Consider the following 14457-nt stretch of genomic DNA (forward strand, 5'->3'; position numbering starts at 1 on the left):
CGTCTGTGCTGTCCGTATATCTGACTGACGTTTGGCCCTTTCGGTTCCATCGGTCGCAAAACTTTTTTATGGCCCCACGTCAGCCCCCTTATATTCAGCGGTTTCCATGGCCATGCGGCAGGTGGCGCGTTGCACGACGGTGGGTTCGGCGCGCGTGTGGCACCCCACGAACAGCTGCACCGTCCCGTTGGGCCAGGTCTTCCACAGCGATTGCGAGCCGTCGCCGGCGCGCTCGAGGTAGGTCACGGCGATACCGTCGGTGTCGACGAGTTCGACTTCCGGGTCGGCTTCGATGTCGGCGAGCAGTTGTTCGGCCATGGTGCGCGCGGGCAGCTGGTAGAGGTGCTCGACGGCCATCTGCAGGCGGAAGTTGGGGTCGTCGCCTGTGGCGCGCCACATGCCGTCGTCGGCTTCGAGGTTGAAGCCTGCGGGGAGTTGGACGGTGAGGCCCTCGCGCTCAATGCTTATCGACGTCTGCTCCGCCCGTTCCTCCTCCCGCACAGGAGACGGAGACTGCGAAGGAGCTTGCGGTTGCGGCTGCTCCGTTTCCTCCTGCGCAGGAGCCTGCGACTGCGCTCCCCCGCTGGTCAGACCCCAGATCACGCCGGCGCAGGCCAGCGCAACCGCGGCGACGACGCCGACGATGATCCACGTGCCGGAGCGCGACTCCTGCTCGGGCGGCGGTGGCCGGTGGAAGGCTTCGGGCGCGTCGTCGGGCGGGGGCGCGGCGGGTTCGAGGGGTTCGGTGGTCAGGTCGATGTCGTAGTCGGCGAGCGCGTGGGTGAGTTCGCGCAGGCGTTGCGGGTCGGCGGCGATGTGCACCGGCGCGCCGTGCGGCTCGGGGCCTAACACGCTGCGGACGGTGCCGGCGATTTCGCGGCTGGTGGGTGCGTCGAAGCGGTGGATGTTGGCCGCACCGGTGATCACGGTGGATGCGTCGGTGGCGGTGATGCGCAGCTCGGTCATTGTGCCTCCGGGAGTTGGACGGTGCCGCGCGCTTCCCCGTTGATCCAGGTGGCGCGGCCGGGTTGTTGCGGGCTGGGTCGCACGCCGAAGATGGCGCCTTCGTCGCGGGTGCCGTCCATGAGCAGCACGTCGGGGTGCAGGTCTTTTACGGCGGTGAGGAACGGCCCGAACAGCGCGCGCGAAACGCCGCCGAATTTGCGGGCGGCCACGACGTGCAGGCCGATGTCACGCGCGTGCGGCAACAGTTCCGCGATTGGGCGTAAGGGTTCTTCGCCGACGAGTTCGTAGTCGTCGATGATCAGGTACAGCTCGGGCCCGGTCCACCAGGAGCGCTCGCGCAGATGCTCGGGTGTCACATCGGCCCCGGGCAGGCGCTCGGTGAGCGTGACGGCGAGCGATTTAGCGGCCTGCGTGATCGCGCTGGTGGAGGCGGCGTAGGCGGCGACCATCTCCTCGCTGGCCCGGCCCAGGTGCGCGCGCCTGGGGTCGAGCACCACCATGCGAGCGGCTTCGCGGCCCATGTGCTCCACCGCGGTGATGGTGCTGGCGATGAAGGTGGATTTACCGCAGCCTCCGGCGCCGATGACCAGGACGTGCCCGGACGAGTACACGGGCTCGAGGGTGGGGCCGCCGATGCCGAGGGGGATCCTTTGGCCGTCGAGAAGCGAGTGCGTATCCACGCGCTCCGGCAGCACCCGCAGCCGCTCCACCGGCGCCTGGTCGGAGGTGGCGAGGTGGGCGATGTCCTCGCCGCTGGTGAAGGCGAGCTGGACGGTTTTGCCGTCCGGGGTCAGGCCGCGGCCGGGTGTGGCGGGCAGTTTTTCCTGGTGTTTGCGGTTGATCACGGAGTCCATCGGTTCGGTCAGCCTCAGCTCGAGGCGGGTGCCGATGAGGTCGCGCACGTTCGGGCGGATCGCGCTCCAGCGCTGGGTGGTCGCCACGAGGTGGATGCCGGCGTCGGGGCCTTCGGAGGCGATGCGGGCGAGCGGTTCGCGCAGGTCCTCGTCGAGCGCGTGCCATCCGTCGACGACCAGCATCACGGGACGAGGTTGGTCCAGGAACCCGGTGACCTCGTCGATGATGCGGCGGGTGCGCTCGGTGTCTTTCATGCTGGCCACGCCGGCGACGTGCGGCAGCGCCTCGAGCTCCGGCAGGTCGCCGATGATGTAGACGGCCAATCCTGCGCGCATGTGCGTGGCGACGATGCTGCGCACCGCCATCGTCTTGCCCGTCTGCGGCCCGCCCGCGATGGCGACGTGCCCGCCGGCAGCATTCAGGTCCAGGTGGAATGGGGTTTGGCGCTGCTTGTAGGGCTCGTCGATAAGCCCGAGCGCCCCGTCCGTGTGCGCCAGCTGCGCCAGCGGGATGCGATCCGGCAGCGGCGGCAGCCACACCTGATGCGCGCGCATGCCGCGGGCGTCGGCGACCTGCGCAGCCTTCGCCACCACCGCGTCCAACAGCGTGGTGGAGCGGTCCTCCTCCACGTAGGCGGTGGGCGCGAGCTCGATCTCGTCGCCGGTGAACAGCCGCACGTGCTGCTCGCCGGGGTGTTCCACCACGGTGCGGGTCAGCGGGCCGGAGACGTACGCCGCCCGGAAGCGGGTCAGGTCCATGCCGGCTTTGAGGTAGCCGGAGCCGGGCTCGCCGGGCAGCTCGTAGGCGTCCGGCACGCCGAGGACTTGGCGGGACTCGCCGGCGGAAAACGTCTTGAGGCCGATGCGGTAGGACAGGTGCGAATCCAGCCCGCGCAGCTTACCCTCCTCCAGCCGCTGCGAGGCGAGCAGCAGGTGCACGCCGAGTGAGCGGCCGAGCCTGCCCACCGCCACGAACAGGTCCGCGAAGTGCGGGTGCTGGGTGAGCAGCTCGGTGAACTCGTCGACCACGATGACCAGCGACGGCAACGTGTTGCCCGCCTTGGTGTAGTCCGTGATGTTTGCGAAGTTGCCGGCGGCCCGCAGCAGTTCCTGGCGGCGGTGCATCTCGCCGGAGATGGCATCATACATGCGCTCCACCAGCACCGCCTCGTCCTCGAGGTTGGTGATCACCGCGGCGGTGTGCGGCAGCGACTCGCAGCCCAAAAACGTCGCGCCGCCTTTGAAGTCCACCAGCACGAAGTTCAGCTCGTCGGGCGAGTGCGTCGCCGCCAGCGCCACCACCAGGGTCCGCAATAGCTCCGACTTGCCGGACCCGGTCGCCCCGATGCACAGCCCGTGCGGGCCCATCCCGCCGAGCGCCGCCTCTTTCAAGTCCAGGTACACCGGCTGGCCGTCGGGGGTCGCTCCAATCGGCACGGTGAGCTTGTTGCGCACCCCCGGCCACATCGTGTGCGCGTCCAGCGCATCGACGTCCGGCACACCCAGCATGGACAGGAAATCCCCGCCGGCCTCCACCGCGCCGTCGGGGCGGCGGTAGAAGCCTAAGTGCCTTGCGACGAACTCCGCCTCCGCGTCCGTGAACCGATCCGGCACGCCCAGCTGCTCAATCCCCTGGGCCGTGGCGGCCTCGAGCACGTCGGTGCAGATCAGGTGGAACGCGTCCGGGTCGACGAAGAAGTCCGGGTCGTCGTGGATGGTCACCACCAGGTCGGCGTCGGTGGGTGCGGGCGAGGCGTGGCCGTCGATAAGTGCAATGCGAAACGCCCCCTCGGAGCGCGTGTGCGGCAGCCACTTCGCCCAGGCAAACGGCGCGTCGATGCGGACTTTTTCCGGGCCGTAGAAAAACGCTAGCTGGCACACGATGGAGCGCGCCACGTCGGCCGCCGTAGGACCTGCGAGCGTGATGGCGGGAAACGCGTCGAGCTGCACCATGATCGGCATGCCCAGCACCGTGCTCACCGCCGCGACGGTGCGGCGCAGGCTCACCGCGCACACCGGGTCCAAGTCCTCGGGGCTGCCCGGATCGTCCACGTCCACCGGGGTGCACAGCGCGCCCGCGCCGGTGCCCAGGCGCACCGTCGGGGCACCTGCGCGCTCCCAGACGCGCTCCACCGGCACCGCGGCCACCAGCTCGCCCGGCGCGGGGTGCAGCGTGGCGGCGTGCGTGCGCTGGGTCGCGGCGTTTGCGCGCGCCTTGTTCGCCAGCGCGTCGAGGTGGCGCAGGTAGACGCGCCGGGTCTCGTCGATGTCGCCCTGCTTTTCCTGCGGGTTGAACATGCCCACCAGCCCGAAGAGCATCATCAACGGGAAGATCAGCATCATGGGGCTCACGGCGCGCCCGGAGGTGGCCATGAGCACCATCACCGCGCCGACTGCCACCACCATCACCACCGGCAGCAGGATCTTCATCACCGGCGGCGACTGCGGCTTTTGCGCCGCGGGCACGGGCTCGGCGCGCAAGTTTCCGGTCGGCGGCGGCGCGACGTCGATCGCCGCATCGTTGGTGCCGGTTGTTGGTGCGAGCACTTGGTCGTAGTCGAGGCCAAGCATCGTGGATTTCCCCCCTCGTGTTTTCTCACAGTTCCCCCGAACTGTGGACGCGCTGTGGATTGTAAGCCATACTGTTTCCCGTCGCGCGGCGAATGGGGGCCGCGCCTGATATTTCGGGGGTTTTGAAAGTTGGTTGCAACGTCTGCGCACCACGTCGTGCGCGTCACTGTCCGCATTTCGGTTGTCGCGTTCCACCGCGACATCGACGTCACGCTGCCGACGTCGTCGACGCTTTCGGAGGTGCTGCCGGAGCTCGCGCGCCTGGTGGAGCTGCCGGAGGTGCACCGCCCGTGGCAAGCCACAACCGCAGGCGGGGCGGTGCTGGATATGCACACCCCGCTCTATGCGCTCAAGCTTCACGACGGCGCCACCGTCGCCCTCCGCCCCCAAGAGCCCGCGCCCCCGCCGGTCGTGCGCGACGCGGCCGACGCCCTTGCCGGGGCGGCCGAGTCGGCGCGGCAGGTGCGCGGCCTCGACGCGGCGGCGACGTTCGCGGGCCTCGCGGCGGCGCTGCTGCTGGCGCGGGTAAACGCCTCGTGGCCGGTGGCGTTGGGGGCGGTGGCGCTGTTGGCGTTGGCGGTGGCGTCGATAGGCAGGTCGCGCCCGGCGTTCGCCGCCGTGCCGCTGCTGGCGGGGCTCGCCGCGGGCGCGTGGGTTGCGGGAGGTGGCGACGGCGACGTCGGTGCTGATGCTGCCTCGCTCGGCCTCGGAGCGTTGGCGGGCTTGCTCGCGGCGGCGGTGGCCGTCGGGATCGGCGTGGCGCTGGGTCTGGCCGGGGCGGGACAGGTGGCGTTTACCGCCGCGGTCTGCGTGCTCGGCGGCGCCGGGGCGGCCGGCGTGTGGCTGCCCGGCCCGCTCGCCCCACCGGCGCTGACGGTGCTCACCGGGGTACTCGGGGTGATGGCCACGCCCGGCACGGCCACGCGCGCGGCGGGGCTGACGGTGCCGCGGGTGCCAACCGCCGGCGAGGAGTTTGACCGCTCCGACGACTACCAGCACGACGTGGACGCCCGCAGCGCCGCCGCGTCCACCATCGCCTCCGCCATCTCGGCGGCGATCGCCGCGTGCTGCGTGCCGGCGCTTTTCTGGCTGGGCCGGGCCGGCGGGGCGTGGGTGTTCGTGTTCTGCCTGTGCGTGGCTGGCGCGCTGGTGGTCTACGCCTCGCGCCAGCACTGGTCCGTGCCGCGGGCGTGCCTGACCGCGGTGGCGCTTTCCGCCGTGGTCGCCGCCGCGGCCGCCGCGGCAAAGACCGGGCACCCGGCGTGCATCGCCGTCGCGGCGCTCGCGGCATTGGCTGCCGCGGCGACGGTCGCGTGGGCGCCGCGGGTGCCGGACGTGGAGCCGACCACCATCGTGTGGTTCGAGCGCGCCGAGATCGCCGCCACCATCGCCGTGATCCCGCTGGCGGTGCACTTGACCGGGCTGTTCGACATGATCCGGGGGCTCTAACATGCGCAAGTTCGCCGCCTCTGCCCTGCTCGCGCTCAGCCTCACGCCTGCGCCTGCCCAAGCCCAGGATGTGGCGTGCGCGGTGCCGGCGATCGTCGCAAAGCCTGCTGCTTCACCCGCAACCGAGGCGCTGCGGAAGTTCGCCACCGGCGCCGGGGTGCGCGTGGCGGTGATCGACACCGGCGTCGCCCCGCACCCCGAGATCACCCACCTGCGACCGGGCCGCGACTTCGTGGCCGCGGACGCGCTGCACGACTGCGACAACCACGGCACCGCAGTCGCCGGGATCATCGCCGGGCACACCCTCGGCATCGCCCCGGACGCGGAAATCATCTCGATCCGCCAGACCTCGGCGCACTACCGCGACGTCGACGCCGGCAACCTGCAAACGCTCACCGACGCGATCCACAACGCCCTCGACGAAGGCGCGAGCGTGCTCAACATCTCCGTCGTGTCCTGCCTGGAGCCCGGGTTCGCCTCGCGCATCGACACCTCCGGCATCGCCGCCGCCCTCCACCGCGCAGAGGCGCAAGGCGCGGTGGTCGTCGCCGCCGCGGGCAACGCCGGGCCGGACTGCGAACCCGGCTTCGAGGTCTTCCCCGCCCGCTTCCCCACCGTGCTGGCGGTCGCCGCGCGCGCCGACGACCACACCATCGCCGACTACTCCCTGCCCGCCGCACTCTCCGCGCCGGGGCATGCGCCGGCCGCGCTCGCCCCGGGCGGGTGGGCGGAAGGCACGTTGGTCAACAACGGCGTGCACCCGTACGCGGGCACGAGCTTCGCCACCCCGGTGGTCAGCGGCACGGTGGCGCTGTTGCAGTCGCGCTACCCCGGCATCGCCCCGGAGCATGTGCGCTCGCTTCTCGACGCCTCCGCCCAACCCGGCGGCGGCGCCATCGACCCGCTAGCAGCACTGACCCAACTGACGCCGCACGAGCTGGCGGACCGCCCGACCGCGCAGGTGAGACCCGTGGACCCGCGGCCCAACCCGGCCGTGGGCAGGCTCGGCGCGCTCGCCGGCGCGGCGCTCGCGCTGGCCGCGCTGGTGGTCGCGCTGCGCGCCCGGCAGCTCTAGCAACTGGGCCTAGTACGTCGCCGTCATCGCCGCGTCGCGCGAAAGCTCCGCGCCCTCCGGCAAAAGCGCGACGATCTCCCACGGCACGTCCTCCACGTGCGCCGCACCCACGGTCGCCAGCGTCTCGGCGTCGGGGGCGCGGTGGCGCAGCCCGTTGGCGGAAACGACGTGGAACCCGTGGCCCGAGTCCACCCCGACGGAGCCGCCGTCCAACCCCGCGAAGTGCGTGGCCACGGACGTGCCGGACAGCTCGATGCCCTCCGGCACCTCGTCCACGGTGGCCCCGCCGCGGTTTTGGTTTACGCACGCCAGGTGCGGCTCGACCCACCGCGGCCGCTGCCCCGGCAAACGCAGTTCCTCCTCCGCGTCCGGGTACGACGCCAGGGTTTCACGGCTCGCGACAGCGGCCTTCGCCCCGGCGTCCAAAAGCATGGTCCGTTGGGTGCCGGTGATCGGCTGGATGCGCCCGTCCGCGAGCGCCCAGGCTTGGTCGTCCGCGTCGATGATCTGCGGCAGCGGATCCGGCAACGCCGCCGGCGGCAGCTCCCGCAACGCGGAGATGACCTGCGTCGGCGGCGTCCACCGCGGCGTGTCCGGGGTAATCCCCAGCGCCCGGCGGATCACGCGGCCCTGCGGGGTGTGTGCCTCCGGCAGCAGGCGCCGCCCCTCAGCAGTAACCACCCACTCGCGGGTGGTGTCGGCGGCGAGGACGGCGGCGTCGATAGGCAACGGCTCCGGAGCCTTGCCCGCGACCACCGTGATCGTGTCCGCGCCGCACACTGACCAGCTGGCCGATTGCGCGTCCTCGGGCGCGAACATGCCCGGCGCGGCGACGATGCCCACCGGCACACCGCGCGGCAACTCGGCGAGCTTCTCGTCGCCGATGCGGGCGGGATCAGCCGCCTGCCCTGCAATCAGGCGCGCCGACGCCAAGTTCGTCACCGGGTGCGCCGCATCCCCCACGCGCACGTACAGCGTGCCGTCCGCGGCGCGCACGATCGGCGCATCGCCCGGGTCCGCGTCGGGCCGCATCCACGCGAACAGCCCCATCACACCCGCGATCATCGCCACCGCCGCGGTGCCGAAAATGGTCGCGCGACGCCTCGAGGCCAACGGATCGTGGATCATGCGGATATCCCCGAAGACCAGGCCGTGTTCCATACGACGGCGCATGAACTTGTGCCCCGACACCTGGGCACGCGTGGTTGGCAGAAGCTTCGCCATGACAATTCCCCTCCCCCGAGAAAAACACCTGGCAAAAAGCTTACTGCGTCGCGCCCACCTCCGCGAGCGCAAACAGCTCGTCCGAGCCGTGCTCCTTACCGTCTGCGATCATCTCCTCCAGCTCCGCCTCGCTGAACTGGCTGTTCACCGCGAAGATCGCCGTTTTCCCCTTGCGGTAGACGGGTGTCACACCCTCGGAGACCCAGAAGTCGCGCAGCATCTCGTACGGCGGGTACTGGTAGTTCCAGAACGCGCCGGGGCTGAGCAGGAAGAACTTCACGTTGAGGTTCTCCACGGTCTCGTCGACGAGGTTGTGTTCTCCCTCCCCGATGAAGTCGGCGTTCCAGTACATGATGTCGCCGTTGGTGCCGCGCCCGCCGTTGGGCCACAGGTAGTGGCGGTTCAAGGTGGGCACGCCGTTGTAGGCGTACATCCAGGAGTAGCCGTCGGCGGGGTCGCCCGCGGTCAGGCCCTCCCAGGCGGCGGGTTGGGTGGCCAGCCAGTCGAAGGCTTCGAGGTCCTCGGCGTCGACCATGCGGTCGGCGACGCGGGCGGCGGCGTAGGTTTTTTCGGCGCCGTGGTCGGTGTGCTCGCGGATCATCGGGACCGCGGCGGAGGCGACGATGCAGGCGACGACGATGCCCGCGATTGCGGAGGCTCGCTCGCCTTTCGCGTACCGCTTAGCGACGGGCGCTGCCGTGACCACGCGAATCCCCGCCGCCACGGCAATAGCGGCCGAGGCCGTGACAGCCATGACCACCGGCATGATCAGGCGGTGGCCGGTGCTGTAGTGCAGGTTGCCCACGTAGTCGAGCAGGTGGCCGAGCGTGTTGCCGAAGGGCGCCAAGGCGTTGGCGGTAATGGCCAAAGACACCGCGTAGAAGAGCACCGGCCAGATCTGGCGGCGCCACAGCAGGCACACCACCGCACCCGCGGCGGCGAGCCAGAGCAGCACGGTGGAGTCGTACGCCGGGAAGAACTGCAGCACGTGGCGCGTCTCCATCCGCAGCGCTGTGCCCCACGCCCCGCCGACGCCCAGGGTTTCCTCTGGCCGCCAGGAGGCCACCTCGCCCGCCTGGGCGGAGCCGGCGAGCACCTGCGGGACGAACATGGCCACGCCGGCGACGGCGGGCACGGCGATCCACAGCGTGTCCGTTAGCCGCGTGCGCTCCGGGGAGATCAGGGTGGAGGTCAGCCAGTAGAACCCGACGGCGAGCACGACGATGGTGACCGCGGACGGGTGCACGCACAGCACCGCCACGAACGCGAGTGCGGCGGGCAGGGCGCTGGCGCGTCTGCGTGGCACGGTGACCAGCAGCCACGTCACGGTGCCGGTCAGCGCCACCGCGAAAAGGTAGGGCCACATGCCCACGTAGTCCGGGATCCAGAACAGCTGCGGGGCGGCATAGCCCATGATCGCGGCGAGCGCGGCGGCGATCTGCGCCGTGACACCCGTGGAGCGCAAGAACGCGAACACCAGGCACGCCAGCGTCGCCGGCAGCGCAAGCGCGGGCAGCACGGCGGAGGCGATGTTCAGCGCCGGGATGGGGTCCAGGCCCGCCGTCTCGCCGAACAGGGCGATGCCTGCGTGGTAGGCGGACGGGTAAAACAGCTTCAGCTGGGTTTCCACGTTCTGCAGCTCGCCCATGCGGGTGGCGGAGGCGACGCCCTCGTCCATGATGAAGCGGACCAGGTTGGCGTGCCACTGCACGTCCCACCCCTGGACGATGTTGTAGACGCCGTTGGGCATCCGTTCCAGCCAGTGCAGCCTCTCCGAGGCCGCCATGAACGCGCCCACGCCGACGCCTACGGCGGGCAGCACCCAGTACGGGTCGGCGATGCTCCCCTTGCGCACGTCGCCGGGAAACAGCGCCCGGCGCCAGCTCACGGACCCGCCGCGGCGCGCGCGGCGCACGAACATGTACCGCCACGCGGCCGCTGCAAGAAGTGCTACGACCATGCTCACGCCGAAGGTCCACAGGTTGTAGCGCGCGCTGGTCAGCCCCCAGAACCAGGAGGTCACACCGAACAGGCCGAAGGTCACCGGCAGCGCGGCCACGCCTGCCGCCGGGGCTTTCATGCCGGCGACCCAGGAGAACACGAATCCGGGGAGGGTGAAGAACACCACGGCAAACCACGCGGCAGCGACTGTTGTCATGGCACCTCCCGGTTCTGATGTAACCCAAGCATGCTACATCTCGCGCATAGCTCTCGTCGTTTCGGCTCGCGCCGCCAGGTCGCTATCTGCCGGGTAGTCCACCCCCACCAGTGTGAGGCCGCGGGCGGGGGCGAGGGGGACGTCGGGCGCGCGGGCGTCGAGAAGCAAAAGCTCCTCCGGCCACTCGGGCGCGCGGCGGCCTTCGCCGACGGTGAGGCAGGTGGCCACGAGCGCGCGGACCATGTTCCAGCAGAACGCGTCGGCGGTGATGCGCGCCTCGAAAAGCTGCGGTTCGACTTCGCGCCAGGTGAAGGAGTGCACGTCGCGGATGGTGGTGGCGTGCTCCTTCGGGCGGCAAAACGCCGCGAAGTTGTTCAGGCCCACCAGCGCGTCGGCGCAGGCCTGCACCGCGTCGAGGTCCACGGGTTTCGGCCACACGGCGGTGTCCCGCGCGCGGGTGGGTACCGCACCCGCGGGGTGGGTGGTCACCCGGTAGCAGTAGGTGCGGGTCAGGGCGGAAAAGCGCGCGTCGAAGCCCGCGGGGGCTTGGGTGACGCCGAACACGCGGACGTCCTCAGGGAGCAATTTTGCTAATCGACGCACCAACCGCCCCGGATCCCCCTCAATCGAGCGCTGGTTGAGCGAGTCTTTGGGAATGTCGGCGTGCGCGACCTGGCCGGAGGCGTGCACGCCCGCGTCGGTGCGCCCGGCGACGGTCAGCGCCACGTCGGTGCGCAGCACGAGCGACAGCGCGTCTTCGATGGTCTGCTGGACGGTGCGCAGGTCCCCTTTTTGGCGGGCCCAGCCGTGGAAGTCGGTGCCGTCGTAGGCGATGTCCAGGCGCAGGCGCAGCGTGTCGTCCATGGTGAGGCATTGTATCGCCGGAATTGGCGCGCACAGCAAAGCGCCCGTCCACGCTGCAGTGCAGGTGGGCGGGCGCTCGTGCGGGGCGTAGCTGTGGGCTACTTCTCCTCTGCGGTCTCCTCAGCCGGAGCCTCGGTGGACTCTGCGGCCTCTGCCGGAGCCTCCTCAGCCTTGGCCTGATCGGCCTGGCGGGAAGCGGCGGCGCGTGCTGCGCGGGTTGCCTCGGAAGACACGGTCTCCTCGAGGACCAGAGAGATCTGGGTCATCGCAGCGTTGTCGCCGGCGCGGTTCTCCAGCTTGATGGAGCGGGTGTAGCCGCCATCGCGGTTGGCGAACTTCGGCGCGAGCTCGTTGAACAGGTAGGTCACAACCTCCTTGTTCGGAAGCTCGGCGAGCACGGCGCGGCGGTCAGCCACGGTGCCCTTCTTCGCCTTGGTGATCAGCTTCTCGGCGTACGGACGCAGCATACGTGCCTTCGCGTCCGTCGTCTTGATTGCGCCGTGCTCGAACAGGGCCAGGGCCAGGTTGGACAGAATGTGCTTCTGGTGGCCGGCCGAGCCTCCGAGACGGGCACCCTTCTTCGGGGTAGGCATTTTCGTACTCCTCGTGTGCGGTTAATTGAGCGCGTGCTCTGTGGTGTTACTCGGTCTCGTCCGCGCTGGTGTCGACGTAGTCGCCAGTCTCGGCGTCGTAGCCTTCGATCTGGGTCGGGTCGAAATCTTCCGGAGCGTCCTTGAGGGTCAGGCCCAGGCTGGCAAGCTTGATCTTGACCTCGTTGATGGACTTCTGGCCGAAGTTGCGGATATCCAGCAGGTCAGACTCGGTGCACTCTGCGAGCTCACCGACGGTGTGGATGTCCTGGCGCTTCAGGCAGTTGTAGGAGCGCACGGAGAAGTTCAGCTCCTCGATCGGCGTGGAGTACGCGGCGATGTACTCGGTCTCCTGCGCCGACGGGCCGATCTCGATGCCTTCGGCCGCGGTGTTCAGCTCGCGCGCCAGGCCGAAGAGCTCCACCAGGGTGGAACCGGCCGACGCGAGGGCGTCACGTGCGGTCATGGAGTTCTTGGTCTCCACGTCGATGATCAGCTTGTCAAAGTCGGTGCGCTGCTCAACACGGGTCGCCTCAACCTTGTAGGCGACGCGGGTGACCGGCGAGTAGATCTGGTCGACCGGGATGCGGCCGGCCTCACCGCCGGAGTTGGGCATGGCCGGGACGTAGCCGCGGCCGCGCTCGACAACAAGCTCCATCTCGAGGCGAGCCTGCTCATTCAGCGACGCGATGTGCAGATCCGGGTTGTGGATCTCCACACCAGCCGGCGGCTCGATGTCGCCTGCGGTGACGTCGCCGGGGCCCTCAACAGCAAGCTGCATGACAACCGGCTCATCAGAGTCGGAGGACAGGACGATGTCCTTGATGTTGAGGATGATCTCAGAGACGTTCTCCTTGACGCCGGTGATCGTGGTGAACTCGTGGAGCACACCGTCGATCTTGATGGAGGTCACGGCTGCGCCCGGGATGGACGACAGCAGCGTGCGGCGCAAAGAGTTGCCCAGGGTGTAACCGAAACCAGGCTCGAGCGGCTCGATGATGAACTTCGAGCGGTTGGTGTCGATGTACTCCTCGGTCAGTTCAGGACGCTGAGAGATGAGCATGAACTTCTCCTTTGTCGGCTCCCGCTATTTGAAGCCGGTAGGAACGGATATGTGGAAGATTCCGAGCACCGGCCGAACGCGTCGACAGTGCGCGGGGTGAAGCAAACGAAAGTTTACTTCGAGTAGAGCTCGACGATGAGCTGCTCCTGCAGCGGCACGTCGATCTGAGCGCGCTCGGGCAGCTGGTGCACGAGAATGCGCAGGGTGTCCGGAACGACCTGCAGCCACGCCGGAACGACGGCCTCGAGCAGGTTGTCCTGAGCCTCTTCGAACCACAGCATGCTGCGGGACTTGTCGCGGACGTCGATGATGTCGTACTGCGTCACCGCAAACGACGGCACGTTGATGTGCTTGCCGTTGACGGTGAAGTGGCCGTGGGAGACCAGCTGACGTGCCTGACGGCGGGTCTTAGCCAGACCAGCGCGGTAGATCACGTTGTCCAGACGGGACTCCAGCAGGATCAGCAGGTTGTCGCCGGTCTTGCCCTGACGACGGTTCGCCTCTTCGTAGTAGCGGCGGAACTGCTTCTCCATCACGCCGTAGGTGAAGCGAGCCTTCTGCTTCTCCTGCAGCTGGAGCAGGTACTCGGACTCCTTGATGCGGGCGCGGCCTGCCTGCCCCGGGGGGTACGGGCGACGCTCGAAGGACATGTCGCCGCCGACGAGGTCGACGCGGAGGCGACGGGACTTACGGGTAGCAGGGCCGGTGTAACGAGCCATGTTTCTTTACCTCTTTTCCTTTCAGCCTTAAACGCGACGACGCTTCGGCGGACGGCAGCCGTTGAACGGCTGCGGCGTCACGTCGGAGATCGAGGACACCTCCAGGCCGGCAGCCTGGAGCGAACGGATTGCGGTCTCGCGGCCGGAGCCCGGACCCTTGACAAAGACGTCGACCTTCTTCATGCCGTGGTCCATCGCCTTGCGGGCAGCGTTCTCGGCAGCCATCTGCGCGGCGAACGGCGTGGACTTGCGGGAGCCCTTGAAGCCGACGTGGCCGGAGGATGCCCAGGAGATCACGTTGCCCTGCGGGTCCGTGATGGACACGATGGTGTTGTTGAAGGTGGACTTGATGTACGCGTGGCCAGCGGCCACGTTCTTCTTAACGGTGCGGCGTCCGCGACGCGCACCGGAACGAGTCTGAGGAGCCATAGGTTACTTCTTCTTTCCTGCGATGGTCTTCTTCGGGCCCTTGCGGGTGCGCGCGTTGGTCTTGGTGCGCTGGCCGCGGACGGGCAGGCCACGGCGGTGGCGCATGCCCTGGTAGGAGCCGATTTCAATCTTGCGGCGGATATCTGCCTGCACCTCGCGGCGCAGATCGCCCTCTACGGTGTAGGAGGACTCGATCGCGTCGCGCAGAGCGGCGAGCTGATCGTCGGACAGATTGTCCGTACGCAGGTCCGGAGAAATGCCGGTCTTCTCGAGCAGTTCCTTGGCTCGGGTTGCACCGATGCCATAGATGTAGGTGAGTGCGATCTCCATGCGCTTGTTGCGCGGGAGATCCACACCAGCTAGACGTGCCATGAGGTACGTGCCTTTCGGGTTGTTACGGTGGTTTTCTCCCCACCCGTCCACGCCAAACAACGCTTTGTCCGGGCCGTGCCGGAGAGTGGGTTGTGGTTACGCGCGGCTCCAGCCACCGTGGCC

General features: G+C 69.1%; 12 protein-coding genes. 2 read left to right on the forward strand and 10 right to left on the reverse strand.

Annotated elements, in window-relative coordinates; genetic code table 11:
- Positions 1-66: 66 nt before the first annotated feature.
- Both MHX64_RS02345 and eccCb read right to left on the reverse strand, forming a co-directional pair.
- Complete coding sequence (locus MHX64_RS02345; protein WP_239357211.1) at positions 67-966, reverse strand: type VII secretion-associated protein; 900 nt, start codon at positions 964-966, stop codon at positions 67-69.
- A complete protein-coding gene (gene eccCb, locus MHX64_RS02350) occupies positions 963-4391 on the reverse strand; it encodes a type VII secretion protein EccCb (RefSeq protein WP_239357213.1) in 3429 nt (1142 codons plus the stop codon). Before eccCb ends, MHX64_RS02345 begins: the two co-directional genes overlap by 4 nt.
- A gap of 129 nt (positions 4392-4520) precedes the next feature.
- Between eccCb and eccD the strand changes: the two genes are divergently transcribed.
- Both eccD and MHX64_RS02360 read left to right on the forward strand, forming a co-directional pair.
- Entirely contained in the window at positions 4521-5840 is a 1320-nt protein-coding gene (gene eccD, locus MHX64_RS02355; protein ID WP_239357215.1) for a type VII secretion integral membrane protein EccD, read from the forward strand.
- Between the two features lies 1 nt (position 5841).
- Positions 5842-6915, forward strand: coding sequence for a S8 family serine peptidase (locus MHX64_RS02360; protein WP_239357217.1), 1074 nt, complete (start codon positions 5842-5844; stop codon positions 6913-6915).
- A gap of 9 nt (positions 6916-6924) precedes the next feature.
- Here the strand turns inward: MHX64_RS02360 and eccB are convergent, their stop codons facing one another.
- The 8 genes from eccB to rpsM form a co-directional block, all read right to left on the reverse strand.
- On the reverse strand, positions 6925-8139 hold the full coding sequence (gene eccB, locus MHX64_RS02365) for a type VII secretion protein EccB (protein WP_239357219.1): 1215 nt from the start codon (positions 8137-8139) through the stop codon (positions 6925-6927).
- Between the two features lie 40 nt (positions 8140-8179).
- The gene (locus tag MHX64_RS02370) at positions 8180-10297 is read right to left on the reverse strand and encodes a DUF6541 family protein (RefSeq protein ID WP_239357220.1); all 2118 of its coding nucleotides are present in this window, start codon (positions 10295-10297) and stop codon (positions 8180-8182) included.
- Between the two features lie 33 nt (positions 10298-10330).
- Positions 10331-11161 (reverse strand): tRNA pseudouridine(38-40) synthase TruA, encoded by an 831-nt coding sequence (gene truA / locus MHX64_RS02375; protein ID WP_239357221.1) that lies wholly within the window; start codon positions 11159-11161, stop codon positions 10331-10333.
- 98 nt (positions 11162-11259) lie between these two features.
- Positions 11260-11754 (reverse strand): 50S ribosomal protein L17, encoded by a 495-nt coding sequence (rplQ, locus tag MHX64_RS02380; RefSeq protein WP_181889828.1) that lies wholly within the window; start codon positions 11752-11754, stop codon positions 11260-11262.
- Between the two features lie 46 nt (positions 11755-11800).
- Positions 11801-12814, reverse strand: a complete 1014-nt coding sequence (locus tag MHX64_RS02385) for a DNA-directed RNA polymerase subunit alpha (RefSeq protein ID WP_181889827.1) — start codon at positions 12812-12814, stop codon at positions 11801-11803.
- A 113-nt stretch (positions 12815-12927) separates the two neighbouring features.
- On the reverse strand, positions 12928-13533 hold the full coding sequence (rpsD, locus tag MHX64_RS02390) for a 30S ribosomal protein S4 (protein ID WP_181889826.1): 606 nt from the start codon (positions 13531-13533) through the stop codon (positions 12928-12930).
- Positions 13534-13560: 27 nt separating this feature from the next.
- Positions 13561-13962, reverse strand: a complete 402-nt coding sequence (gene rpsK, locus MHX64_RS02395; protein WP_038609718.1) for a 30S ribosomal protein S11 — start codon at positions 13960-13962, stop codon at positions 13561-13563.
- A 3-nt stretch (positions 13963-13965) separates the two neighbouring features.
- The gene (gene rpsM, locus MHX64_RS02400) at positions 13966-14334 is read right to left on the reverse strand and encodes a 30S ribosomal protein S13 (protein WP_034997293.1); all 369 of its coding nucleotides are present in this window, start codon (positions 14332-14334) and stop codon (positions 13966-13968) included.
- Positions 14335-14457: the final 123 nt, after the last annotated feature.

The sequence above is a fragment of the Corynebacterium sp. ACRPZ genome (assembly GCF_022346205.1).
In the GTDB taxonomy this organism is placed as follows: domain Bacteria; phylum Actinomycetota; class Actinomycetes; order Mycobacteriales; family Mycobacteriaceae; genus Corynebacterium; species Corynebacterium lehmanniae.

Coding starts and splice junctions, on each gene's coding strand:
- MHX64_RS02345 (WP_239357211.1), bottom strand. CDS start 966: ATGACCGAGCTGCGCATCACCGCCACCGACGCATCCACCGTGATCACC.
- eccCb (WP_239357213.1), bottom strand. CDS start 4,391: ATGCTTGGCCTCGACTACGACCAAGTGCTCGCACCAACAACCGGCACC.
- MHX64_RS02360 (WP_239357217.1), top strand. CDS start 5,842: ATGCGCAAGTTCGCCGCCTCTGCCCTGCTCGCGCTCAGCCTCACGCCT.
- eccB (WP_239357219.1), bottom strand. CDS start 8,139: ATGGCGAAGCTTCTGCCAACCACGCGTGCCCAGGTGTCGGGGCACAAG.
- MHX64_RS02370 (WP_239357220.1), bottom strand. CDS start 10,297: ATGACAACAGTCGCTGCCGCGTGGTTTGCCGTGGTGTTCTTCACCCTC.
- truA (WP_239357221.1), bottom strand. CDS start 11,161: ATGGACGACACGCTGCGCCTGCGCCTGGACATCGCCTACGACGGCACC.
- rplQ (WP_181889828.1), bottom strand. CDS start 11,754: ATGCCTACCCCGAAGAAGGGTGCCCGTCTCGGAGGCTCGGCCGGCCAC.
- MHX64_RS02385 (WP_181889827.1), bottom strand. CDS start 12,814: ATGCTCATCTCTCAGCGTCCTGAACTGACCGAGGAGTACATCGACACC.
- rpsD (WP_181889826.1), bottom strand. CDS start 13,533: ATGGCTCGTTACACCGGCCCTGCTACCCGTAAGTCCCGTCGCCTCCGC.
- rpsK (WP_038609718.1), bottom strand. CDS start 13,962: ATGGCTCCTCAGACTCGTTCCGGTGCGCGTCGCGGACGCCGCACCGTT.
- rpsM (WP_034997293.1), bottom strand. CDS start 14,334: ATGGCACGTCTAGCTGGTGTGGATCTCCCGCGCAACAAGCGCATGGAG.